This window comes from Burkholderia mayonis, assembly GCF_001523745.2.
Lineage (GTDB): Bacteria > Pseudomonadota > Gammaproteobacteria > Burkholderiales > Burkholderiaceae > Burkholderia > Burkholderia mayonis.
In genome coordinates, this window is the sequence record NZ_CP013387.1 from 1,346,099 (window position 1) to 1,371,222 (window position 25,124).

At 63.3% G+C, this 25,124-nt stretch carries 12 protein-coding genes and 6 pseudogenes; 8 read left to right on the forward strand and 10 right to left on the reverse strand.

From position 1 onward, the window contains the following. Positions 1-51: 51 nt before the first annotated feature. The 3 genes from WS70_RS24675 to WS70_RS32510 all read right to left on the reverse strand — a co-directional run bounded on the left by WS70_RS24675 (position 52) and on the right by WS70_RS32510 (position 7,478). Positions 52-6,312, reverse strand: a complete 6,261-nt coding sequence (locus WS70_RS24675) for an FG-GAP-like repeat-containing protein (protein ID WP_059597218.1) — start codon at positions 6,310-6,312, stop codon at positions 52-54. Positions 6,313-6,331: 19 nt separating this feature from the next. Next, a complete protein-coding gene (locus WS70_RS24680; protein ID WP_159082958.1) occupies positions 6,332-6,919 on the reverse strand; it encodes a Vps62-related protein in 588 nt (195 codons plus the stop codon). Between the two features lie 421 nt (positions 6,920-7,340). Next, positions 7,341-7,478 (reverse strand): hypothetical protein, encoded by a 138-nt coding sequence (locus WS70_RS32510; RefSeq protein WP_203236026.1) that lies wholly within the window; start codon positions 7,476-7,478, stop codon positions 7,341-7,343. A gap of 48 nt (positions 7,479-7,526) precedes the next feature. On the opposite strand from WS70_RS32510, the pseudogene istA reads away from it, so the two are divergent. Next, positions 7,527-8,308 (forward strand): annotated as a pseudogene (gene istA / locus WS70_RS24685) (IS21 family transposase); the annotation flags it as partial. Between the two features lie 3 nt (positions 8,309-8,311). Here the strand turns inward: istA and WS70_RS24690 are convergent. The 3 genes and pseudogenes from WS70_RS24690 to tnpA form a co-directional block, all read right to left on the reverse strand. Continuing rightward, the gene (locus WS70_RS24690; RefSeq protein ID WP_257791908.1) at positions 8,312-9,670 is read right to left on the reverse strand and encodes a recombinase family protein; all 1,359 of its coding nucleotides are present in this window, start codon (positions 9,668-9,670) and stop codon (positions 8,312-8,314) included. Between the two features lie 59 nt (positions 9,671-9,729). After that, positions 9,730-10,647: pseudogene (tnpC, locus tag WS70_RS24695) on the reverse strand (IS66 family transposase); the annotation flags it as partial. Positions 10,648-10,653: 6 nt separating this feature from the next. Then, positions 10,654-11,085 (reverse strand): annotated as a pseudogene (gene tnpA, locus WS70_RS33990) (IS66-like element accessory protein TnpA); the annotation flags it as partial. Between the two features lie 152 nt (positions 11,086-11,237). Between tnpA and WS70_RS24700 the strand changes: the two are divergent. Continuing rightward, positions 11,238-12,554: a site-specific integrase gene (locus WS70_RS24700; RefSeq protein ID WP_082722248.1), complete on the forward strand. Its 1,317-nt coding sequence runs from the start codon at positions 11,238-11,240 to the stop codon at positions 12,552-12,554. On the opposite strand, the gene WS70_RS24705 is transcribed toward WS70_RS24700, so the two are convergent. From WS70_RS24705 to WS70_RS24715, 3 genes and pseudogenes are all read right to left on the reverse strand, one after another. After that, complete coding sequence (locus WS70_RS24705) at positions 12,555-12,812, reverse strand: DUF6429 family protein (protein ID WP_059597220.1); 258 nt, start codon at positions 12,810-12,812, stop codon at positions 12,555-12,557. It abuts the gene before it with no gap. Between the two features lie 25 nt (positions 12,813-12,837). After that, a pseudogene (locus WS70_RS33715) lies at positions 12,838-15,771 on the reverse strand (Tn3 family transposase). A gap of 161 nt (positions 15,772-15,932) precedes the next feature. Next, positions 15,933-16,553, reverse strand: a pseudogene (locus WS70_RS24715) (DNA-binding protein); the annotation flags it as partial. A gap of 398 nt (positions 16,554-16,951) precedes the next feature. On the opposite strand from WS70_RS24715, the gene WS70_RS24720 reads away from it, so the two are divergent. Then, entirely contained in the window at positions 16,952-18,652 is a 1,701-nt protein-coding gene (locus WS70_RS24720; RefSeq protein ID WP_059597221.1) for a site-specific integrase, read from the forward strand. Positions 18,653-19,351: 699 nt separating this feature from the next. Here the strand turns inward: WS70_RS24720 and WS70_RS24725 are convergent. Then, positions 19,352-20,314, reverse strand: a complete 963-nt coding sequence (locus WS70_RS24725) for a PDDEXK-like family protein (protein ID WP_059597222.1) — start codon at positions 20,312-20,314, stop codon at positions 19,352-19,354. On the opposite strand from WS70_RS24725, the pseudogene WS70_RS24730 reads away from it, so the two are divergent. From WS70_RS24730 to tnpB, 5 genes and pseudogenes are all read left to right on the forward strand, one after another. After that, positions 20,300-21,447: pseudogene (locus WS70_RS24730) on the forward strand (IS3 family transposase); the annotation flags it as partial. The gene WS70_RS24725 and the pseudogene WS70_RS24730 sit on opposite strands and share 15 nt — an antisense overlap. A 188-nt stretch (positions 21,448-21,635) precedes the next feature. Further along, complete coding sequence (locus tag WS70_RS24735) at positions 21,636-21,944, forward strand: recombinase family protein (protein ID WP_236861880.1); 309 nt, start codon at positions 21,636-21,638, stop codon at positions 21,942-21,944. 4 nt (positions 21,945-21,948) lie between these two features. Further along, entirely contained in the window at positions 21,949-23,586 is a 1,638-nt protein-coding gene (locus tag WS70_RS24740; protein ID WP_203236028.1) for a DDE-type integrase/transposase/recombinase, read from the forward strand. Next, positions 23,576-24,547, forward strand: a complete 972-nt coding sequence (locus tag WS70_RS24745) for an ExeA family protein (RefSeq protein WP_059598019.1) — start codon at positions 23,576-23,578, stop codon at positions 24,545-24,547. The genes WS70_RS24740 and WS70_RS24745 overlap by 11 nt, the downstream gene beginning before the upstream one ends. Positions 24,548-24,751: 204 nt before the next feature. Further along, the gene (gene tnpB, locus WS70_RS24750) at positions 24,752-25,096 is read left to right on the forward strand and encodes an IS66 family insertion sequence element accessory protein TnpB (protein ID WP_059473692.1); all 345 of its coding nucleotides are present in this window, start codon (positions 24,752-24,754) and stop codon (positions 25,094-25,096) included. Positions 25,097-25,124: the final 28 nt, after the last annotated feature.

Here is a 25,124-nt window from a genome sequence, read left to right on the forward strand (position 1 = left end):
TACGACTGACACCATTGCTTTCGCCCCGGACAGACCCAGCTAAGGAGCCACTCAGTAGGGCCGCCAAGGCACGCCTGTCTGCAGTGTCACCACGGCGGCGGCGAGCAAGGTGAACGCGCCCGCGGCGCCTCCGATCACCAGGGTCTTGTTCTCCGTGAGCGTCCGAATCACATCGTTCAACTGCGCCCCTAGCTCGGCCGCGATAGATTGGCCGGAGCCGGCGAGCGGTGCGCGCGCCCCTGCGGCACAAAGGTGGTCAACGCTGGAAAACAGCATTCCATAGATCGCTCCTTCGAGGGCTGCTTCATATAACTGGGTGCCGCTGAGCTTTTGATTATCGATCCCGAAAGCTGCAATCGCCATTCCGGCAACATTTGCCCCGGCGTTCACCGTCGCTCCTGCGATGACCTTGATGGCCCACTTGTCGGTCAGCGCGGGCGCAATGGGGGACAAGAAACCGGCAATCCATCCCGCGACGGAGCCGGAGGCCGCGCCTTGCGTCATCGCATGGGATAAGCCCGACCAATTCCACGAACGGCTGTGCGTGCCCAAGTAGCCTATGCCGGAGCTACCCGCCCCGGTCGCCGCGCCGCTCAGCGCACCTCCGCTGGCCTTGATCGCCATGCGGGCGGCTACGCTCCTGGCGCTTTGGCGTGTGGCTGCGGCGGCGGACTGCTGGCCTGCGAGATCGGCGTCGCCGGCGATGCCCACATCGAGGTCGGCAGCGACCGCGTCGGACAGCCCGTCCGTCACGAACGAGCCAGCCGCGCCCAACGCCGTCAACGCACCCATGCCCAGATACGCACCGAACAGGCTCCAGCTGAAATGCCCGGTCGGATCGATGTGATTGAGCGGAGCATTGAGTTCGAAGGCAAAGCGATTCCACGCATCGGCGCGTTCCAGACTGCCAGAGCCGAGCCGCGAATCCGGGGTGAGGAACCGACCGATCACGGGGGCGTAGCAACGCGCGCCAAAGTCGTATAGACCGAGCTCCTGGTCCCAGGGCTTGCCTTCGTATCGCGCCAGCTCAGGCGTCGAGCCGGCGGTTGCCCGGGGCAGGCCGTAGCCATCGTAGGCGATAACTTCGAGCATGCCCCCGTCTTCACCCAGGACATGAGTGATATTGCCTTTGCGGTCGCGGCGGAAATACCGGCGCTGTACCGTCGATCCGGTTGTCTCGATCGAGGCGGCTTGCCCGAGCCGGTCGGTCAGCCATTTCACGACTCGGATGCTTCCGTCGGCGCCCACCTGCTCCTGGTAGGCGGGACCCACGTAGTAAATCGTGTGGCCATCCGCGCGCGCTTCCTTTACGCGTTGCCCGTGCTCATCCGACCAGCTGCGCATCAGCACCGCCTCGGCTCGTGCCACATTGGCCAGTCGGCCCAATCCGTCGTAGCCGAATTGAAGCGTCTCACCGTTCGATTCTCGACTCGCCGTTCGCCCGCACGCGTCCTGTGAGGCACGGTATATCACGTCTCGGCCCTTGAGGATCGTGCGGGGAAAATGCCCGTTATAGTCGGTGTAGCGATTGCCATCCTTGACCAGCAGATCGCCGCCGGGCCCGTAGGCGTAACTGCCATTGCCGTCCGGGAAACCGGGTACTGCGGCCGACACCAGCCGCTTGTCGAGATAGGCGAACGACTCCGCGCGGCGCGCGACGTGTTCCACCTCGAGAGTCAGCTGTCCGAGCAGATCGTAGTCTAGGGAAAAATCCAGCCGCGCCATGTCGTCCCGGCCAGTAAGCGTTTCGCCATAGCGCAGATCCAGCGGGTTGTAATTGTACTCGGCGCGGATCCGGTCGCCGAGATCCACCCGCCCTGGATTCCCCATGGGCGTGGCACGCTCCAGCGGATAGACGATGGACACGCCGTCGAGATCCTGCCGCGTCATCACGCCGTGGCTATACTGACGGTCCAGCCGGGTATCGTCCGGATAGCGCCGCGATGCCACCCGGCCGACCGGATCGAACACCGTCGTCGTAACGAAAGGCGCGCGCGCGCCGGCGATCGCCGAGGTTTCCTCGCAGTTGCGGCCATAGCAGTCGTAGGCGAAACGGCGCGACAGCTCCGTGGTTTCGTCGGCGGCGACGATGGTCACCACGCTCAGCTCCCCGTTGCCGTTGGCGCCGGCGTCGTAGACCTGCCTGAACTCCCTCCCGTCGGCCATGCGACGGCGGATCACCCGCCCCAGCGCATCGTGATCGTAGCGGTCAATACCGCCGGCCGCATCGGTAATGGACACCAGCAGACCCGTGCCGGCGTCGTGCCGGTAACGTAACGCATAGCCTTGGCCCGTCGTGTTCTGGTCGGGGTTGTCATAGAGCGTCTTGCGGCCCAGCGAGTCATACGCGATGGTGTTGACCACGCCAGCAGGGTCCGTGGACCGCAGCATTCGGCCGAGCGCATCGTAAGCAAAGCGGGTTTCCTCACGGCCCTGCGGGCCCGAGACCGCGCTCGCCCGCAGGTGGCCATCGAAGAAATGCGACGTCGTTTGCCGCGTATACGCCTCTGGCGCGCCGACGGCCTCCGTGACCGTCTCCCGCTGACCGGCATGGTATTCCCAGGTCAGCACGACGGAACGCTCGCCGTCCTTGCCAGCGGGCGCGACCTGCCGGGTCGGCCGGCCTTGGACGTCGTACTCCCAGGTTGTCTCCCGCGGGGCGCTCAGGGCGGACAAATTCGGCGCGAAGAACGGCACGCTGCGCGTGGCCGGCTTGCCGCACGCTGCATATGTCGTCAGGACTGCGACGTTTCCCTGTGTCCTGCCGCTTTGTGTCGCGGCGAGGGTCGTCCGGGCGAGACCGTCCACATAGTGGCGCGCCCAGCTCGTCTCCCGCGCCGCGCTGTCCGGGAACGATTGCAAGACGCTGCGCTCCGCATACAGGCCCCCTGTGCCATCACTCAGATAGTCCAATCGTTCCAGGGTCAGCACGCGCGCTCGACCAAAGGCCGGCGTGCCGGTAACCCGGCTCGTCACGCGATTCGCATCCTCCTGTGCGCACCCTTCCGGCACCGGCCCTTGCCGACATGCCTGACGCCCGAAGCCGTCCAGTCCGACGATATGTATGAAGCCATTCGCGTCCTGCTCCGCTACCCTGACGCCGAATCGCGGGTCATAGCCATAGTGAACGGCGAGCGAGACGCCTTGCGCGTTCGCCGGCATAGTCACGGTGGCTGGGTAGGTGTGATAGACGGTCTCGAACGCGATGGTCGAGGTGGCGCCGCCTGGCCGCGTCTCGGCGATCCGGTTGCCGCGCGCGTCATAGCTCAGCCGCGTGGTCAGGAACACCTCGTTGGTATCGTCCCAGCGACTCCGCGTCAGCACATCGCGGGTGCGTGGCGCGTAAGTATGGACCGTGAGCTGATAGTCGCCGGGCCGAAACGCCGAGATCCGGTCGTCGCGTGCGTTGGCGGACCGCTTCTCGTACAGCGGATAGCCCAATGCCCAGGATTCCCGCGGACCCGCCGCGTCGTTCTGGAACAGGCGGTGCGTATAAACGACTTCGTTCGCGGCCAGTGGTTCGACGGATGGAAAGGACGCCGTCGGTTGGATGCTGGATGGGTCTTGCCAGGCGACGTAGCCATACCAGACGGATGTGCTCGGGTTGCCGTAGTCGTCATAACCCGTACTGCTGGCCACTGTGTAATCCGGCACGCCGTAATCGTAGTGCCAGGCCAGCGTGCCGGTCCTCCGCACCTCATATGCGGCCGCGGTCGACACGGGCTGCGGCGCCTGATACGTGTTGACCGAGCAACTGAGCACCACGATCTTGCCGGCCGCCGTCACCCGCGGATCCTTGCTGATCGTCGGATCGGCTTCCATGCGCTCGCCGGCCAGATGACCCAGATACGGAAAATCCTGAAGATAGCGCTGCACGCGTCGCAAACCGGTTTGCAGATCCGTGCTCGTCACCTCGCCAAAACCTTCCCAGCCGTGTCCGCCGAGATCGATTCGGGCATTGCCGTATCGCATGCGGAAACTGCGTATATAGGAGTACCGGTTCGCCTGAGAGTCGTTCGTCAGGGTGTAGTCCGATACGACATTGATCGCCTGCCCAATTACCTCCTGCACCGGGAACTGTGCGGGCGACAGGCGGGCGGAATAGCGCCGCGCACTGGCATGAGGGTAGGAAGGCCGTGTATCCGAGTAATAGGTATCGGGATCGCTCAGCGTCGCATAGCGGATCGAAACGCTGCCACCCAGTCCGTTGGTGATCTGGTTGAGCAGATCCGGCATCGGACCGGCGGCAAGAAACGGCTGTACCTGCACGTTGTTTGCGGAATCTGCGTAGGTGTAGAGCAGATCCGCTTTGCCGTCGCCATTGGCGTCGCCGATCAGGTAATTGAGCGCAGCGACGCCGTGCCTCGTATCCAGATCTGCGAGCTGGCGGAAGCTGCCATCGGGCACGGAGCCGTACACCGTTGCATTCAGGATTCCATGGGTATCGCGCCAACAGTTCAGCAGGCAGGTTTGCGATCCGCCGTTGAAGCCCATCGGGAAGAGATGAGAGGCCGAGACGGCCTGTCCGGGGAAAGTCGATGAGGGCCCGGCCACAAATCCGCCCGCCGCGTCCGACAGAAACGACTGAATCGTGAGCGGCATCGATGAAGACTGGCTGACCTGGACAATGTCGACGAGGCCGTCGCCATTGGCATCCGCGGGCAGGACGAGAACCTGGTTGACCGTCGGCACGTTGAGGCACGACGACACGACACGAGAAAAGAACGCGACGCCGCCCGCGCCGCTTTGCGTAACGAACGACGTGGTGTTGACGAGGCCGTGCGGGTCTTTCCACAGCAGAACCATGTCGACCATGCCGTCACCGTTGACGTCGAGCGCCCACAGCGAATCCCGCGATGCAGGCGCCGGAAATTCCGTGACGACGGTCAGCGCCGGTGCGCGCAAACTGCCGTTGTCGCCCGAGAATTGCGACAGGTAAGTGTCGAAGGCAAGCCGGTTATGTGGATCGCCATAGGCCACAACGAAGTCCGTGCGCCCGTCTGCATCGGCATCGAGCGCATAGATGTCAACCCGGTTCTGCCCCCACGGCGCGTTCGTCTGCGTGGTCCTTGGCCCGGCAAAGCCGTCCCCCGTGGACAGGAATACATCGAATGCCAAGCGCCCGCGGTCGGAGTAGGCGACTACGAGATCGGTCAGGCCGTTGCCGTTGACGTCGCCCGGCAGGATCTGGTAGTTCGCGCTCGGACCATAAGCGCTCAACGCGCAGTCCCGGCCCCGAACATAAGTCACGCGGCCCCGCTCGATGCGCGCCAGAAAGACAGCGGCATGTAGAACCCCACGATCGGCGTAGATCTGCACCATATCGGTGATCCCGTCGCCGTTGACGTCCATGGGAATGGTCTGCAGCACACTCACGCGGTTCAACAACTGGCTGGCCGGTTGCGTGGTATCGAAGCCCGGCCGGGGTACGTCCTGCCAACCCGCGCGAATCAACCGCAGCTCGGCGCCGTCGGCACCTACGACCGTGACGGATTCCAGGCAGCTCAACCGGGTCGCGCTACTGGTCCGGTACTTCAGCGCGTACTTGCGCACCGGGACGCCGCCAGCGAGAGACACGCTGATCGTCTCCAGCAGATATGACGTGGTGACTGCATGTCCGCCCAAATACGTGCACATGACATCCGGCCGCACCTGTGAGCAGTAGATGAAATCGACATAGCGGTTTGCCGCCAAATCGGCGCGAACGGTATAGGTGATGCGGGAGAGATAAAACGCGCCGGTATTCCGGCTCCCGGGCACAGGCGTGTTCGTGTAGCGGTACTCGACCCGGTTGCCGTGCAGATCCTCTGTAGCGGCGAGCGCCCAGACGCGGACATGCCGGGTATCTCCCGCGAGGATGAGACTGTCCGGCGTCGTGCCGTACTCGCGTTTCGTCCCGTCCTTCAGGTAAACGATAAAGCCGTCCTGCGGCGCGGCCCCGGCCACGACCTTGGACCAGTCGTGGATCTCTGCGTAGTACACCGTGCCGGCGTGGCCGTATGCGCCGAATACGGCGATCAAGCGCTGTCCGTCAAGCATGTACCGGTCGTTGGGGCCGTAGTCGACGCAACCGTTGAAGCCATCGACATCGTGCGTCGCTTTCGTGCGCGTTATCGCCGACAGTCCTGTCAGGCTCCAGCCGACCCCGAGCACGCTGTTGCCTTGCTGGTGGCCGTAGGCTAGACCGATGCGCGGGTGCACCCCCGCGATGCCGGGAGGAACGTCAATGGGCAGGTGATAGGTTGCCTGCCCATTGACGTCGACCTCGAACTTCCCTTGCCGCAGACCGACCGCGGATGGAATCAGTGTCATGGGTGCCCCAGCTTCAGATTTACGCGGCTGTTGCCGGTTTCTTGACGTCCCACACGACCACCGAGCTGGGGTAGCCGCTTTGCTGTACCGTTGCTACGCAAGTTTGGGCGGTCGGCAGCATCCAGACGGAGACGTTTTGCGACGAACCGGAATTCTCATCGGTCCAGATCAGATTGGTCTCGCTGGAAAGCGTGACCTGTTCGCACAGATCCTGGCGGACGCATGCCAACAAGGAATAGGGTGTCACCGGGGGGTATCGGTAATCGGAGACCGCGACGCAGCCCAGTGCAATGTATCCGTCAGGCGCCTTCGGCATATAGATCCCCAGCTTGCTCGAGTGCTTGGAATTGTCACTGATCCAGACCTGCGTAAAACCCCGGGCATACGTCAAACCATCAAAACCATCACCCACGGATCTATAAATATTCTGACTTACCGACGGCGCATTATTGTAGTTTGGCTCCGCGGTCATGCCCAGCATACTCCAACTAACGTTCTCGATACGAGCCTTCCAGAATGAAATGCCGCGAGTCGCACCCGACCCGTGATCCGTAACCGGCGTCGGCCAGAAGTCGCTGGTCATTTCATTTTGCAGATAAATCGGCATATTCACCTCGAGAAAGTTAATTTTAGATAATGAACATCGCCACATCATTGCGACACCTGGCAGCGGTGACTGCATTCCCGTCAGCGCTTCGGTAAGAGAATTGTAATTTAAATTAATCAAATCAGGCTTGTCGGCACGAAAAAATATACTCTGAATTTTTGGCGATTGTTGGTTAAGGTTAATTTTTTTGACCTCCGCAGCAAATTTTCAGTCAATTTCTAATGAGTAAATTATTGGAAATTCGATTCTGAGCGCGTTTGAAAATTGTGCCGAAATATAATTGAAAGGGGGCGTGTGAAAAAACGAACATCAGGAACGGCAGGCTGCGTATTCCGGCGAACGTGATCAGCGATTTCGGTTGAACGTGATCAGTGGTTCCGATTGATGGTGATCGGCCGTTTCGGTCGAAGGTGATCGCTGATCACCGGTTTCCGAAACGAGCGATCATCTTGCCGAAACGGGTGATCACGTTCCCGGAATGAGTGATCAGCGAACCGAAATAGCTGATCACGCGACCGAAACGGGATGGCCGCTCCGGCTCGGCGGTGGTGTTGCGCATGTGATCAACGACGGGCGTTAGCCTTATCTCTTTTTAGGGGACAGGTTGATGCCGGCACATCGGATGAGCGTGCGCAGCGCAAACTGAAGGAAGTATTGCGGCTGAAGTGGGCGTGCGGCCTGTCGCACCGCCAAATCAGCCGCGCGATCGGCATCAGCGTCGGCGCCATCTCGGCATACGCCGCACGCGCCAGCGCGGCGGGCCTCGACAGGGCTGCCGTCGAACCGCTGGCCGACGACGAGCTTGAGATCAGGTTGGACCTGCCGGAGGAAACAGCGGCCCCGACCCGGCGGGTCGAGCCGGATTACGCGGCGATGCACCGCGACCTGCGCCGCAAGGGCGTGACGTTGCAGTTGCTCTGGGAGGAGTACGTCGAGGCTCACCCCGATCAACGCACCTACCGCTATACGCAGTTCTGCCAGCGCTACAAGGACTGGGCTGCAGCACTGAAGCGTTCGATGCGCCAGCAACACCGCGCTGGCGAGAAGCTGTTCGCCGACTTCGCCGGACAAGCCGTGCCAATCCTCGGCCGCGACGGAGGCGTCGCGTTCAAGGCCCACGTGTTCGTGGCCGTCCTCGGCGCCTCGAACTACACCTATGCATGTGCGACGCGTTCCGAGACGATGCCCGACTGGATCGGCAGCCTGATCGACGCGTTGGAATTCTACGGCGGCGTTCCCGAGCTGCTGGTGCCCGACAACCCCAAGGCATTGATCGCCAAGGCTGACCGGTACGAACCGGTTCTGGGCAACACCACGCAGGACTTCGTGAACCACTACGCGACCGCCATGTTGCCGGCGCGGCCGCGCAAGCCGCAGGACAAAGCGCGGGCTTCATATTGCACCTTGTGTGGTTGATTGAACAGCGATAAGCGTCGGAGCGGTGGAGCCGTAGCGGCCACCTTGCCCCTTGACGAGGGTGACATCGCCAACGGGTTCGAACAGACAGCGGTGCAGATTGCCGTAACGATGTTGGTGCAAGAATCCGCTTTTGCCCCACTGGTAGATTGTGGTCGGGCAAACGCCGAGTTGTGCGGCCAACTCGTTGGCAGTGAGCATGCCGCGCTCGCGCAGGCGCGTAAAACGGCTCTTAAGCTTATAAGCATTGCGAATGATGATGACCTTCTTGTGGGTAAACGACTCGCCTTTCCAGTTCTTGTAGCCCAACTCATTGAGGCGTTCGGCGACTTGCCGATCCGAACAGGTTTCGAGCAATTCGTCGACCTTCTCGACGACCTCCGGAAGTGTCTTGCGAATCAACGCAATGGGCTTGGGTTTGTCGATCTTCAGTGAGGTCACTTGACCGCCACGTAAGCGCACGTGGATCGAGACCTGCTCGGCCTTTACGAGCGTGATGTCTTCGATGAGTAGACCGAGCATGCGTTTGCGTTCGACAGGCTCGATGCGATCGTCACGCCACACGACGGCGAAGTCCTTGGACAGAGCTCGAATGCGCGTACGCGCTTCGTCGCCGAGCAACCCCTGGTCGGACTTGCGTTGGCGGTCGTGTTCTTGCTGCAGTGTGTCCAATTGCCGAAGGCGAGCGTTCCAGTCGGCTTCCAACGCGTCAGCGACCATCCGGTTTGCGGGGTCGACGTTCATGTAACGCCGGCGGGCGAGTTCAGCGTCGTAACGGGCACGCTCCAGTTGCTTGATGCGCATTTCGTTGGCTTGCTCGACGCGCCCGGCGATCTCATCCTCGACAGCGAGAGCCACTTCGATAGCCGCGGGCGCAACAGTCTCGAGCAACAGTGAGCTGATTGCCACGTCGACGGCGCGACCGCGTATTGACTGACACGGCTTGCCCGCACGATGTACGACGGCGTCATGGCACACGTAGTACGGCTCAAGTGCGCTGGCCACCTCCTGATACCGGACGCGCATGCGCTTGCCGCAAAGCCCGCAGATCACCCGTCCCTGTAGCAGCCCAACCCCTTCTCGAGGCATGGTGCCTCGCGCAATCTGGCCGAACCCCGTGGCGCTCTGCTTCAGGGTGAGCTGATTGCGTTCAAACTCCTCCCAATCGATATAGCCCGCATGGGCATCGCGGATCAAGACCTGCCAATCGCTCTGGGCAACCTTCAGTTGTGTGCTCGTCAAATCGGCCTTGCGCGCCGTCCGTGTCCGACCGTACACAAATGCGCCTGCATATCGTGGGTTGTGCAGGATCTGCAGGACACGCGACATGTTCAACTCGCCCCAATGTACCTCGTAAGCGGTCGATTGACCACGCCCTTGCGCGGTAACGCGAATTAGGTAGAGGCGGGGTCCCTGCGCTGGCTCAACCTCGATGGCAACAGCGCCTCGTAATCGTCGGCGCTGCGCGCATAAGGCAGCGCTTTGAACAACTCGGTCAGATAGCGATAGGCGTCGACGCCGTTGGCCTTGCACGTCTCGACGAGCGAATAGAGGTTGGCACTCGCCTTCGCTCCACCGAGCGTATCGGCGAACAGCCACGCACGGCGTCCCACCACGAATGGGCGAATCGCGTTCTCGCAGGGGTTATTGTCGATCGGCCACGTTTCGTTTTCGACGTAGCGGTTCAGCTTTGGCCATTGTCCGGCGAGGTAGTTCAGGGCCTTGCCTAGCAATCCGCTGGGCGCCGTCGTCGCCAGATACTCGTCGAGCAGCGCCCTGATTTGCGCAAGCACTGCGCGGCTGTAGCGCCGGCGAAGGCGAGCCCGACGATGAGGCTTTTGATCCGCGTGCGACTCCGCCGCGTACAGTTTGCCAATCAACCCGATGAACTGCGTTGTCGGTTGGTGAGGGCCACGTGCCTTCTTAGGCAATACGTCCTCAGCTTCTACGAAGTACCTCCTGGCATGCACCCAACATCCAAGGTGCACGAGGCCATTGGCATCGGCGATCGCGTTATACGGCTCGTAGCCGTCCGTCATCAACACGGCGCCACGGCGAATGCCGGCCCACAGATCGCTGCCGTGTTGTTTGCCGCGCCCCGGCGCGTAGCCGAACAGTCTCACCGGTGGCCCGCTTCCGTTCATCTGGACCCACATGTAGCTCTTCGTCTGCGGCGCTCTTCCAGGCTCCTTCAGTACCTGCACTGTCGTCTCGTCCGCGAACACAATGTCGCTATCGAGCAGGCGATCACGCATGAGGTTGATCACCGGCTGCACGGCTTCGCCTACTCGCACCACGCTCGCGGCCAGCGTCGTCATCAGCGCAACGTCGTGCTCGTTGCAGTCGAGCTTGAGCGTCACGCCATTGGGCAACTGCGCAATGAGCTGCGATGGCGGCGATAGGCCGTCGCTCGATTGCGCAATCGCCATGCGAGTCGATCGCCGGCGAACGTCAGTGGCCGAAGCGTCTATCTCCCCGATCTGAACCACGGGCACGAACGCCGGCGCTCGGATCTCGATCGCCTTGTTTGCTGCAGCGCCATTGCGCTCGCGCTCGTAGTCCCTGATCCACTTGCGTAGCAGGTTGGCGTTCACCGCGTGCTCCAGCGCCATCCTCGCGACCGATACGCCCGGTTGCATACATGCCTGGACCAATTCAAGCTTGGCCTGCGGATCAAAACGCCGGCGCCGCCCGTCGCGTTCGAAGCCCGTCACCAGGCGTGACCTCAGATCGTCGCTGTGCTCTGTCATTGCGTCCACCTCCTCGTTCAAGTGGACACAATCGTCGTCCGTCTAGCCTCGCAGGAACAGGGCGTCGATCAATGATCGCTTACCATGGATGTCGTGCTCCGCGGACTCCGATATCATCGCCGTTCATATCCGTCGCCGAGTATCCATGAGCCATGTCTGACATTGAGCGCTATGTCGCTGCTGCGACTCGCGAGAACACTCGGCGCAGCTACCAGTCGGCGATCCGGCATTTCGAGCTTGAGTGGGGTGGCTTTCTGCCGGCGAGCGCCGATGCCGTCGCGCGGTATCTGGCCGACCATGCCGAGTCGCTGTCGCTCAACACGCTGCGCGCGCGGCTTGCGGCGCTCGCCCAATGGCACCAAGCGCAAGGCTTTCCGGACCCGACCAAGACGCCGCATGTGCGCAAGGTGCTCAAGGGCATCGCGACGCTGCATCCGGCTACCGAGAAGCGCGCCAAGCCTCTGCAACTCTCCCAGCTCGAGCGCCTCGCGGCGTGGCTCGACGAACAGATCAGCGAAGCCGAGGAAACCGGCGATGCGCACCTGCGCTTGACGCATCTGCGCAATCGGGCGCTGGTGCTGCTCGGCTTTTGGCGGGGCTTTCGCTCCGACGAACTGAGCCGTCTGTGTGTCGAGCATGTCACGCTCGAACCCGGCCGCGGCATGACACTGTTCCTGCCGCGCACGAAGGGCGATCGCGCACAGCTCGGCACGACTTTCAAGGCGCCGGCGCTCTCGCGGATGTGCCCGGTGGCCGCCTACGCCGCGTGGATTTCGGCGTCCAGCCTGACTGACGGGCCGGCCTTTCGCGGCATCGACCGCTGGGGCAATCTCGGCGACGAGGGTCTGCACACCGGCAGTTTCGTGCCGCTCCTGCGCGCGCTGTTCCGGGCGGCCGGCGTGCCCACACCCGACAATTACTGCAGCCACTCGCTGCGGCGGGGCTTCGCGACCTGGGCCAACTCGAACGGCTGGGATTTGAAGATGCTGATGGAGTATGTGGGCTGGAAGGACGTGCGCTCGGCGATGCGCTACATCGACGCGGCCGACCCGTTCGCGCAGCATCGCATCGAGTCGGCGCTCGCAACGACGTCGACGCCTACTCCGTCTCTACCGGCAGCGGCTGCGCCTTTCTCGAAGACGCCGGCGCCCGGCGTGTCGGTCGGTGCTACTCCCAAAGCTGAAACGCGCCTCACTCTGCAGTTGGTCATCGAACGCAACAGCAAGTTCGTGCGCGGCATGGCGAAAGCGCGCCGGTGGATCGAGGACTTCTGCCTGTCCGAGTACGCGATGCGCTGCCTCAACCCGCGGCGCACCCGCTACGAGATCGTCATGCCGTTCGCGCATGGGCCCGAATTGGAAGCCGCCATCGAGGATCTGCTCGGCGAAATCCATTCGACGGCGGACCTGTGCAACTGCATGGCCGAAGCAGTGCTGCACGACTCACTCACCGACACGTACTGGCACTGATCAGCGTCGTCGACCTTCCGGCAAGGGGTCAGCTTGGCGCACGAAATACTTCATGAAGAGCCGCTCGGCTTCGCGCAGCCCCTCGTCGGTGAGCCCCACCGACTTTGCGCGGTTGACCGGGTCGTGGATGAAGCCTTTGACATGCAGCCGGTTCAGCGTGGGCCAGTCGAAGCTTTTCCAGGCCCGATTCCGGTCGCACAGATTCAGGTGAAGCAGCGCCAGCACAATTTCGTCGATCGCCTCGGTATCGATGTCCATCGCGTTCTCCCATCAGGGGCGCTCGTCATGATCCGGTGATACGCTGGTTGGGTACCGCTTCGAGCAGCATCTCCGCGTAGCGGTCAATCGGAAAGCTCAACGTTCCGCGAAAATTCACGTGCGCGAAGTGCGCCGGCCCCATGCGGCGCAGCCAATCGTCGGCAACATCCTGTCCCTTCTTGCGCCACCCGTCGATCGTCGCTTGCATACGCTGTGTGTTCCACGCGATGACCACGTTCGTGAGCAGCGTCAATGAGCCCGAGATCGCGATCATCTCGTCGCGGCGCCGGCCGCGCTCCGGCGCCACCCGGCCCGTGTAGATCGCACGCTGAAGCTGGTGAACCGACTCTCCTCGGTTGAGCAGCGTATGCAGTTCACGGCGAAACTCCGCGTTGCTGAAGTAATCGCACAAGAACAGCGTGCGCAGCAGTTTGCCAAGCTGGTCGGCCGCCCGATGGACCGCGTCGCCCTGGGCCGCGCTGCCGAACCGCTGCAGCGCAACGGTCGCGCTCACGCGCCCCGAGTGGATGGACGCCACGAGCCGCAGCAGTTCGTCCCACCCATCGCGAATCGCCTTGAGTGATATCTCATGGGCGACAACGGCCGCGAGCCCGTCGGGCGCGGACAGGCTGCGCGGCAGATACAGCTTGCGCTCGGAGAGGTTGCGCAGTCGAGGGCACAGGTCGAAACCCAACAGATTCGAGACCGCCATGCCCACACTCGTGTAGCCGTGCGTGTCGACCGACAGCCGCAGCAGGCCGCCATCGTCGCGGGTTTCGTTGTGACGGATCACGCCTTCGATGGCGACGCCGGCCTGCCGTTCGTTCAGCACGATCGGCTGGTTATAGACGATGCCGTGCTGGTCGAGCACGTGCGTGTAGATGCCTACGGCGTGAGTGCGCCGCCGCGGATCGACCCGGGCATAGAACAGATGCGGCGAGGTATCCAGGCTCATCGAGTCGCTCGAGGCCTGTTGACCGCTCCCCCACAGTTCCGTGATCGGATGCGTGCGCTGGAATTCCACTGCGCGATCGTTCGCGCGCGGGAGCCGCCCGGGCATTTCGAGTGCGCGCATCGCCGTCGAAACATGGGCGGGGTCCAACTGCGGGATCATCGCAGCGACGCTCCTGGCGTCGAGCTCCGTGCCATGCGCGATTAGCGCGGCATACAGCGAGACGAGCTCGTTCGCATCGCGCGCCTTGCGCGACAGCAGCACTTCGCTGAAGCCCGTGCGGGCGTCCATTTCCATGATCATGTCGGCAAACTGCACGGTGCCGATTTCCTTGAACATCAGATCCCGCGTGCGTTTCGGGATGCCGTCTGTGGGCAGCGCTTCGATCGCCGACAGGTGCAACGCGCCGTCGGAGCCGATCGTGACGCGCCCGGCCTCACGCGCTTCCTCCAGCGCGGCCAAGCCGGCCTTCAGATGCTCCGTCAACCGTTCGAGGAACGGCTCGGCCGTGTGCGGCAAGCCGAGCGACGAGAGGTGCCGGTCGCGCTCGCGCTCTCACTGCGCCGGCGGAATCAGCAATTGATCGCGCTCGCGAAACGACAGGCTATGGTTGATCCAGATCGAACCTCGGCGCAAGCCCTTGCGCAGGCCGGTGATGGCCGATGCCTCGAGGGCCCGCAGCGCACGCGCACGGTCCGCGTCGTTGACGAGATCGCGCCAACTGGCGCCGACTGGCACGTCGCAATCGGGCGGCAATTCGGTCGCGCCGCTGTCATGCAACGCGCCGATGAGTTCGAGTTGCCGCAGGCTCGGCTCCGTGTCCCGGCCCGCAAACTCAAGTTCGCGCAGCGGCACCAGCAGGTTGCGGATGCGGTGACGATCGTCGGTCAACGTCTCACGCACGCTCGCAGCATGGCTGGCGGGCGGCTTGTCGGACAGATTCTCGAGCAGCTTGCCGATGCCGGCGAGGCGTTCCTCGGCGGATCGCTCGCTATCGTCGACGAGCGCCTTGATCGCAATCAGCTGCCGCCGGTACTCGACGGCCGAGCGGGCCTGCTTGACTGTCGTTCGGTCGTAGGCCTGCCGCACCAGATCGGAGACGCGGCGCCCGGTTTGGTACAGCAACGCGTCGGTCAGTTCAAGCAGCGTGACGCGCAGAAAGAAGATCAGCTCGATCGTGCGCGTGGACGCCTTGAGTTCCCGGACCTTCGCCGGACGGCGGGCCTGGATGCGCTGTGCGTAGGCGCGCTGCTTTTCGATCGGCACGGCATCCAGCGCCCACGTATGCGCGCCAAGCTCCTTGAGAAAGCGGACTTTCGCAAGCGTCTCGGAGATTGTCGTCGGGCTGTGCCTCGCCGGCGGTGTCTTCAGCCATTCGAGCACGGTCATACCCGAAGTGCCGTGCTGGCTGGAGAGGACCGCATCGGCGCGCGCCAGTTGCGTCTGCGGAACGACCGCCTCGATCATGGTGAGCAGGCCGCGCTCAATGTCCGACCAGATCGAACGGGCGAGATCCCGCAGCGTCCGATCGGCGGGAATCAGAATGCGCCGCTCGTACAGCCAGTAGTGCGCATGCTGGATCAGCTCGTCGAGCGTGAGGGATTCGGCGGCGTCCTGTCTCATCCAGGCTTCGAGGCCGGCCCAGTGATCCGCTCCCATCGACGCGAGGCCGAGGTATTCGCAAGCCCAGACCTGATGCTCATACTGGGTCTTGTAGCGCTGGTAGAGCGTTCGCAGCGAGGCGATCGTCGGGGTGGGCAGGCCAAGCCGTTCGCCTATGTAGCGCAGCAGTTGGCGCGGCAGGGTGCCAACATGGTCCAGCGTGTGGCCGCTGGCCCGCAGGAAGACCAGTTGGACGGCCACGCCGGCCCGGCGATCACGCCGAAAGCGCTCGTTGATCGCGGCGATGTCGCTGTCCGTCAGCGCGAAGTAGCGCTCGACATCGAATTCCGACAACCGCGCGGGCAGGCGGTCCTGTCCCACATAGCGAAATCCCAGCCCCGGCATCCTGCCTCCCGTCAAGGTGGCGCGATCCGAAATCGCGGGCAGGTATCTTACCGCGGGCCTTGTCCGGGTCTGTTGACTATAGTCGGCATCGCCCGCAAAGCCTTATGTATGAAGGCTCTCAGGAGAAACCGCCAGATTTTGCACGAAAAGGACGATTACCCCTGCTTGGCGAGCGCCTCGTAGCGGTGCTGGGCCTGCGCGAGGCTTTCGGCGTGTGCACGCTCGAGCGCGGCGCACTCGGCTGCCGCCGCATCGATCCGCGCCTCGCGCTCGCTGGCAGTGGCCTCGAGCGCGGTGCACCGCTCCTCAAGCAGCATCCGCTGCGCGCGCGCCTCGGCGAGCTCGGTGTCGCGCGCCGTGAGCACCGCGCGCAGGTCGGTCAGCTCCTGGCGCAGCAGCTCGACGCGCAGCTCGGCATCGCTGCGCGCGGCGTCGGCCGCGGCGATCGCCTGCTGGGCGTCAGTTTTCAGGCGCACGACGTCGTCGAGCTGCACGGCCACGGCCGCCTGCCAGAGCGCGCGCATCTGCTCGGCGATCTCGGGCGGAATCTCGGGAATGGCGATCTCGGCGAGCCCCGAGCGCACCACCTCGGCCTCGATCGCGTTCAGGGCGCGCGCGAGCGTGGCCGGGTCGCCGGCGCCGAGCCGCGCGCGCAGCTTCCGGACCGAGACGATCTGGCGAAAGCGTGTGCCGCTCGCCGGCGCGGCATCACCGGCCTCGGCGAGCATCGCGAGCACGGCGGAGCGGATCTGCTCGGGGCTGACGGCGGCCGGACGGGGCATGAGGAGGCTCCAGACGAGTCGAGGGGAATGTCCGGCCCAATTATTCCACACGAATCTAACGTTAGAAAATCATATTTGTTCGGATAATCGACTCGTGATCCACGATAACTGCAATTATCGCGGCAAAGCGCCGTCTGATGGCCCCTCGGGGGCCTCAGCCTGCCGGGTAAGCCCGGGCGGGAGGTCTTCACGCTACGCAAAAAGACCAGTCAGGAAGTCTTTGATTCGATGGGATATTTTTATAGGGGCAGACCGATAGGCCTTGTCGGGCATAGGCCGGTCTATGCCGGTAAACGACATCAAAATCAAGGGGACCCCGTGGTGATTGCCGTGAATTCGACGTATTTAGATAACTTTTCTTATCTTCATATGCGCATTTATGAAGTAAACTTGCGTTCATGGAAACGCACGACACCTTGCCTCCGCCCGCTGCCGCCGGGCCGGCCGACTTCCCGGATGCCGACGAACTCGCCGCATTGCGAACGTGGCATTCGGGGCTGCCGACCCGTGCTGCCGTCGCTCGTTACGTCGGCGGCGAAGCAGGGCAGGGCAAGTCGTCGCGTGGGGTGCTCGGGCAGATCCGACGCCGGCTCGCGGCGATTGCCCGGCGGGTGCATCGCGACGATCTGGCGGTCCTGTTCGAATGTCCGATGGCGGAGCGCGAACAACACGCGATGGCGGTCGCGCACGCGATCGAAATCTTGCGCACCGCGCGGCCGCCCGAGCCGCAAATCGCCGACGACATCGGCCAATGGTTCTCCGAGCGGGCCGTGCGCGCGCTGCGCGCGTATGGGATCGAGACGCTCGCGGAACTGACGGTGCGGATTCCGCGCCGGCGGCAATGGTGGAAAGTCGTGCCGGGGCTCGGCGCGGCCAGCGCCCGCGACATCGAGCAGTTCTTTGCCGCGTGGCCCGCGCTGACGGAAAAGGCGAAGGCGCTGATAGCGGCGGATCGGTGCAATGACATCGTGCCGTGGGAATCGCTGCGCCTGCCGCATCGGGTCGACGGCTCCGAAGGGACGTTTCGCGCGCCGCGGCAGACATGCACGCTCGCCGCCAACAACGACTACGAGGCGGTTCGAACCTGGCTCGCGCTGCACGAATCGCCCGCCACGCAGCGCACGTACCGGAAGGAGGCGGAACGGCTGATCCTGTGGGCGATCGTCGAACGAGGGTGCGCGCTGTCGTCGCTGACGACCGAGGATGCGATCGCGTACCGCGCGTTCCTGCGCAGCCCGACGCCGCACGAGCGCTGGATCGGCCCGGTGCGCCCGCGCTCGTCGCCCGAATGGCGGCCGTTCAACGGCGGGCTATCGACACGCTCGACGGCTCATGCGCTTTCGATCCTCGGCGCGCTGTTTCGCTGGCTGATCGAGCAACGCTATGTGCTCGCGAATCCGTTCGCGGGCGTGAAGGTGCGCGGCAGCGCGCGGGCGAACGTACTCGATACGTCGCATGCGTTTACGGAGGGCGAATGGCTGTTGACGCGCACGATCGCCGATGGGCTCGAATGGTCGTACGGATGGGCGGCGCTGGCCGCGCAACGGCTGAGATTCCTGCTCGACTTCGGCTACGCGACCGGGTTGCGGGTCAGCGAACTGATTCACGCGACGCTTGGCCAGGTCAATACCGATGCGCACGGCGCGCACTGGTTGCGCGTCATGGGCAAGGGGGCGAAGGCCGGGCGCGTGGCATTGCCGCCGTTGGCGTGGGAAGCGCTGCTGCGCTATCTGGCGGCGAGGGGGATCTCGACGGTAGCGATGCGCTGGCATCCCGGCACGCCGATCATCGGCAGTCTCGACGCGGACGACGCGGCGATCAGCAGTGTACGGCTATGGGGTGTGTTGCGACGGTTCTTCCGGCAGGCGGCACGGGTGATCGAGGCCGATCATCCGGCGCTGGCCGACAAGCTGCGGCACGCGAGTCCGCACTGGATGCGGCACACCCATGCGACGCATGCGCTCGCACGCGGCGCGGAATTGACCACCGTGCGGGACAACCTCCGGCACGCGTCGATTTCGACCACTTCGATCTATCTGCACGGCGACGACGTGAAACGGGCCCGCCAGATTGCAGGGGCATTTGGTGCCTGGAAATGAAAGTGGATGTATCGATAGAAAATGCGCCGCAGCAACGGTGCTAGGTACTTTCGACCATTCCATGGAGTGCCCACGGTGAGCGGTACCCTCTACGCTACAGCGAATTCTCCGATGACAATGACGCCATGTGTAGCTGTAGCGACCTGAAATTGAAACGGGCAGGACCTGCATTCGACGCGGGTTCCGGCCAAGATTAACTGCCACTGACGGCACGCGCGAACCAGCATTATCTGCCACTGGGCCTGCATTCAGCCGCGCGTGCTTGCATTCCATCGCCGCGCGCTCACAATAGCTGCAACTGACCGGACAGTAAGCCAGTCGGTCGAGGGGTGACAACGTCACGCTCATTGGAAATACCGACTATCTGTAGCGACCTGAAATCGAAACGGACCGGACCTGCAACCGACGCGGATTCCGGCCAGCATTCACTGCCACTGACGGCGCGCGCGAACCCGAATTACCTGCAAGTGAGCCTGCATTCAGCCGCGCCGACCTGCATTCCATCATGGCGGGCCAGGATTAGCTGCAACTGACGGATTTCAGATCGGCAGCGCTAGTAGTGCCCGCGCGGGCAACGCGCCGGTACCCCTCAGTTCAGAACCACGGACCATATGCACTTCTTGGAAGGCTTTGTCGCGTAAGATCGTGGCACCCACGTATTACACGAGGCGCGCCCGTGCGACGGAACTTTCCGAGTCTTCAACTCCCCCTCATATGCGGGGTTTGAAGCGCTGTGGCGATACTCTCAAACAAGTCGATGATTCGGCGGGCAAACCGCCCGCTCTGCATGTCAAGCCAAGGCTCAACATTGACTTCCCAATCCCGGTACGATGCCGGATCACGCGCTTCGGCATAGGTGCCACGGAAAGGAAGGTGGTAGGGCCACCAGTCGGAGGGTTTTCCGTTGGCGTCAAGCCGCTTGCGGAGGCTGCTCCCTATCCGCGCCAACTGATCCCGTTCGACATCGTCATAGCTGCGGTCCTCGCGCTTGATACCCCAGATCCAGGCTTTGTGCTCACCGCTCTGCGGCTCGATGCACATATGCCAGTGCGCAGTATCTGGCAGACGTATGCCTATGCCATATTGAGTGTCCAACCGACGACAGATTATCCATCCAGCAGGCAGCAGAGTGTCAATGTCGGCCATCGCTTTGGTCTTAAGACGTGAGTACAACGCTTCCCTTGATCGAATTACCTGCAACGCTGCCGCAAGGCCGTCGGCGTCATCCGCGTGACGCAATACGATCTCTGCCACTTGATCACTCGACTCTCCCAAGACCTTCTCCTTCAAGTATTGCCGAAAATCCCGCAAGAACTGCTGTACGTTCGGAGCCTGAACCCGGTTGATTGTCGCGTCCAGCCAGGCGACAAGGCTTGCCGCTGACGCTGCCAGTGCGCGACCACTCGCCTCTGCGCCTTGCCAGTCCGATCTCGAGATCGAATGCTCCGCCGGCAACTGATCCGCCAAGGCGGTCAAGTAGACGATGATGTTCGTACCGCCCCCTCGCTTATCAAGATCAGTCAGATAGTCTGAGACTTGGCCCGCCTGATCGCCCGCGCCCTTGAGTTTGTTTTCGATGGAAATACGCCAGACTGGGGGTGACCCGTTTCCGTGGACACCTATCCTTTGGAACAGGAGGTGCCTGCCATGGGAAAGCACCACAACCCCTACGCGCCGGAATTTCGGGCGCAAATGGTCGAGTTAGTCAAAGCCGGGCGCTCGCCAGAAGAGCTTGCGCGTGAGTTCGAGCCGACGGCGCAAACGATCTACAACTGGGTCGCGCAAGCCGATCGCGACAGCGGCAAGCGGCATGATGGCTTGACGACAGCGGAGCGCGAAGAGCTTACGCGACTTCGTCGCGAGAATCGCCAACTGCGGCTTGAACGAGAGATCCTCTCAAAAGCCGCGGCCTGGTTTGCACGGGAGACCGGAACGGTGCCCGAAAAGGGTTCGAATTCATGAAAGCGAACCAGGCCAGCTTGCCTATTGCGACGATGGCGCGGCTGCTGCAGATTTCGGCCAGCGGCTATTACGCGTGGATCTCGCGCAGCCCATCGAAACGGGCGTGCAGCGACACCGATCTGCTCGGGCGTATTCGAGCCATTCATGCAAGCTCGCGCGGCACGTACGGCATGCCTCGCATCCATGCGGAGCTTGTCGAGCATGGCATGCATGTCGGGCGCAAACGTATTGCCAGTCTGATGCGTATAGCGGGTCTGTGCGGCGTGAGCCGGCGGCGCTGGATCAACACGACGCGGCGGCAGCCCGGCGCACGGCCCGCACCCGATCTCGTGCAACGGCACTTCGTGGCCGACGCCCCCAACCGACTGTGGGTAGCCGATGCCACCTACGTGCCGACAGCCGAAGGCTTCCTCTATCTCGCCGTCGTGCTCGATGTCTTCAGTCGCCGCATTGTCGGCTGGGCGATGTCCAATCATCTGTACACGGAGCTGATGCTGCGTGCGCTCGACATGGCCCTCGTGCAGCGTCGCCCCGAGGGCGTCATTCATCACTCGGATCAAGGGTGCCAATACACGTCGCTTGCCTTCGGCCGGCGCTGTCGCGAAGCGGGGGTACGCCCCTCGATGGGCACAGTGGGCGATTGCTTCGACAACGCCATGTGCGAGAGCTTCTTTGCCACGCTCGAATGCGAACTGCTGGCCCGCTCGCATTTCCAATCGCACGAGCAAGCTCGACGTGAGTTGTTCGCCTTCATTGAGGGCTGGTACAACCTCGGCCGCCGACACAGCGCGATCGGCTACCACACACCAATCCGCTACGAAACGATGTATCAACAAAAAATGCCCGCTGCGGGCGAGTTGCCCACCGCCGGCCGGCGTCGCGGTCGTGATAGGCGACCCGCCGACCGACCGTGGACAACTCGCGCAAACGCCCAACCTGGAGGACATCAACCGAGAGAAGATTCAACTGTCTAACCGTCCACGGAAACGGGTCACCCCCAGCCGGCGTCGGCCTGCGCAGCTTGCAGGAGAGCATCGACACGGCGTCGATCGGGGGCCGCCTGGTGTTTCACTTGTTCGGCGCGCTGGCCGAGTTCGAGCGCAACCTGATCCGCGAGCGCACCCGCGCTGGCCTGTCGGCCGCCCGCGCACGCGGCCACAACGGTGGGCGCAAGAAACGGCTCGATCCGGCCCGGCAGCAGCTCGCCTTGCAGCTCTATCACGAGCGCCGGCACACCGTCGAAGAAATCTGCCGGCTGATGGGCATCGGTCGCTCCACCTTGTACAACTATCTGACCGAGGCGGAACGCAATGCCCAGCGGACGGCGTAAGGCGATTCCGCCCGACTCGCTCATGCAGTTGCGGCAGCGGCTCGACCGGCTGCCGCACAAAAGTCCCGAACGGGCCGCGCAGATCGCCGCCGTTGCCGAGCTGTACGCGGTGTCTCCGACCAGCGTGTATCGCGCGTTGCACGCCTTCCAGCAACCTCATGCCGCCCATCGGGCAGACTACGGCAAGCCGCGCATCCTGCGGCAACCAGACCTCGAGCGTTACTGCGAAGTGATCGCGGCGCTCAAGCTGCGCACGACCAACAAGAACGGCAGGCACCTGTCCACGGTGCGCGCCATCGAGCTGCTGGAAGACTACGGCGTGGAAACCGTGCAAGGTCTGCTCAAAGCGCCCAAGGGTGTGCTGAGCCGTTCGACCGTCAATTACTACCTGTCTGCCTGGCGGCTCGATCAGCCGCACTTGCTGCGCCAGCCGCCCGCGGTGCGCTTTCAGGCGGAGCACAGCAATGACTGCTGGCAGTTCGACCTCTCGCCATCCGATCTGAAACACATCGAGCGTCCGGCCTGGCTCGACGTCGCGAAGGGCGAGCCCACGCTGATGCTGTTCAGCGTCGTCGACGACCGCAGTGGCGTGGCCTATGACGAATACCGCTGTGTGTACGGCGAAGACGCGGAATCGGCGCTGCGCTTCCTGTTCAACGCCATGGCTCCGAAAGCCGACCCGGCGTTCCCGTTCCAGGGCCGGCCGAAGATGATCTATCTGGACAACGGTCCCGTCGCGAAGAGCCGTGTCTTCCAGAACGTGATGCAGGCGCTCGACATCGCATGGCAGACCCACTTGCCGGCGGGCAAGGACGGCACGCGCACCACGGCGCGCTCGAAAGGTAAGGTCGAGCGGCCGTTTCGCACGGTCAAGGAGGCGCACGAGACGCTGTATCACTTCCACAAGCCAGAGACCGAGGTCCAAGCGAACGAGTGGTTATTGCGCTATCTGCAGCGCTACAACGATCAACGGCACCGGGCCGAAAAACACTCGCGCCTCGAGGACTGGCTTGCGCACCTGCCGCCAGGTGGCGTGCGCGACATGTGTACGTGGGAGCAGTTCTGCCGGTTCGCCCGCGAGCCTGAGCGGCGCAAGGTCGGCATCGATGCGCGCATCACGATCGACGGCACGGTGTACGAACTTGAGCCTGACATGGCGGGTGAGACGGTCGTGCTGTTGTGGGGGCTGTTCGACGACGAACTGTATGCCGAGTTCGACGGTGAGCGCTTCGGGCCGTACCACCCGGTGTCTGGCCCGATCCCGTTGCATCGCTATCGTGCATTCAGGCGCGGCAAGGCCGACGAACGGGCCGATCGCATCCGCTCGCTGGCGGACCAGCTCGGCTTGCCGATCGCGGCGCTCGCCGGCGACGACGTTCGGCTGGCGCCGCCGACGGCCGCGCCGACGCCGCTGCCGCACCAGCCATTTGACGCCGATGCTCACGAGTACCGCTTCCCGAGCGCGATCGCGGCCAAGCTCGCGATCGCCGACGATCTGGCGCGACCGCTCGCGAAACTGTCGCCACAGGACCGACAGTTCATCGACCAGGTGCTGGCCGACACGCTGGTTCGGCGGATCGTGCTGGCACTCGTCCGCGACTATTTCCGACACAGAAAGCCAGGAGAGGCTCATGCGAGTTGAAGTGATGCAGCATTTCGGACTGACGGTGCCGCTGAATCAGGCGGGTTACTTCGAGACCGCGCACCACCAGCAGCTGATGAAAGACATCAAAGGGGCCATCGTTGAAGGGCGGCTGATCGCGGTGTGCGGCGTCGTGGGCTGCGGCAAGACGATGATGCTGCGGCGACTTCAGCAGGCGCTCGAAGACGAGAAGCGTGTGACCGTCTCCAAGTCGCTCGCGATCGAGAAACACCGTATCAAGCTCGCGACCTTTATCGCGGCACTCTTCTACGACCTGTCGACCGAAAAGCAGGTCCGTATTCCCACGCAGGGCGAGAAACGGGAGCGCGACCTGCGCGAACTGGTCAGGAAGAACAAGCGTCCCGTCGCGCTGTTCGTCGACGAGGCACACGACCTGAACGGCAACACCCTCACGGGTCTGAAGCGCCTGATGGAACTCGTCGAGAACGGCGACGGCCGCCTGTCGGTGATCCTCGCCGGCCATCCAAAGCTGCGCAACGATCTGCGGCGCGCGACGATGGAGGAGATCGGTTATCGCACCGACATCTTCTCGCTGGACGGCATCGCTGGCAGCCAACGCGAGTACATTCGCTGGCTGGTCGGTGCGTGCGCCGGCGACGGCACCGACATCGAATCGATTCTGACCGAGGAAGCAGTCGATCTGCTCGCGACGAAGTTGCGCACGCCGTTGCAAATCCAGCTACATCTCGCGCTCGCGTTCGAGGCGGGCTACCTGACCGGCGAGAAGCCCGTCTCCGCCGAGCTGGTCGAGTCGGTCCTGTCGCGCCAGCTCGACGACATCGAGCCGACGCTGACGCGCCACGGCTATCGCGTCAAGGATCTCATCGAACAGTTCGACGCCAAGCCGGCCGAGATCAGATCCCTGTTCACGAACTCCCTTGACCCGGTGCGGGCTGCGACCTTGCGCGACAAGATGCTGGCCGCCGGCCTGCCGATCTGAAATCCGTCAGTTGCAGTTAATCCTGGCCCGCCATGACGGAATGCAGGTCGGCACCGCTGAATGCAGGCTCAGTGGCAGATAATCCTGGTTCGGGCGCGCCGTCAGTGGCAGTTAATGCTGGCCGGAATTCGCGTCGATTGCAGGTCCGGCCAATTTCGATTGCAGGTCATTACACCTACGTGTCGTACTGGGGAGCGTGCGAGCGTGATTTCTCTTCCTACAGGTACACGCGTCTGGCTGGTGGCAGGCGTCACCGACATGCGCTGCGGATTCCAAGGGCTGGCGGCCAAGGTGCAGACGGTGCTCGAGGATAATGCGTTGGGCGGCAACGTATTCATCTTCCGAGGCCGGCGCGGCGATTTGGTGAAGCTCATGTGGGCGACCGAGGACGGGCTCTGGCTTCTTGCCAAGCGGCTTGAGCGTGGGCGCTTCGTGTGGCCGCAGGCCGATGGCGGCAAGGTCCATCTGACGGCGGCGCAATTGTCGATGTTGCTCGAAGGCATCGATTGGCGACAGCCGCGTCGCACCGCTGCACTGTCGATGTTGTAAACCGAGCAGAAGGCTCGTAAACTGCGCC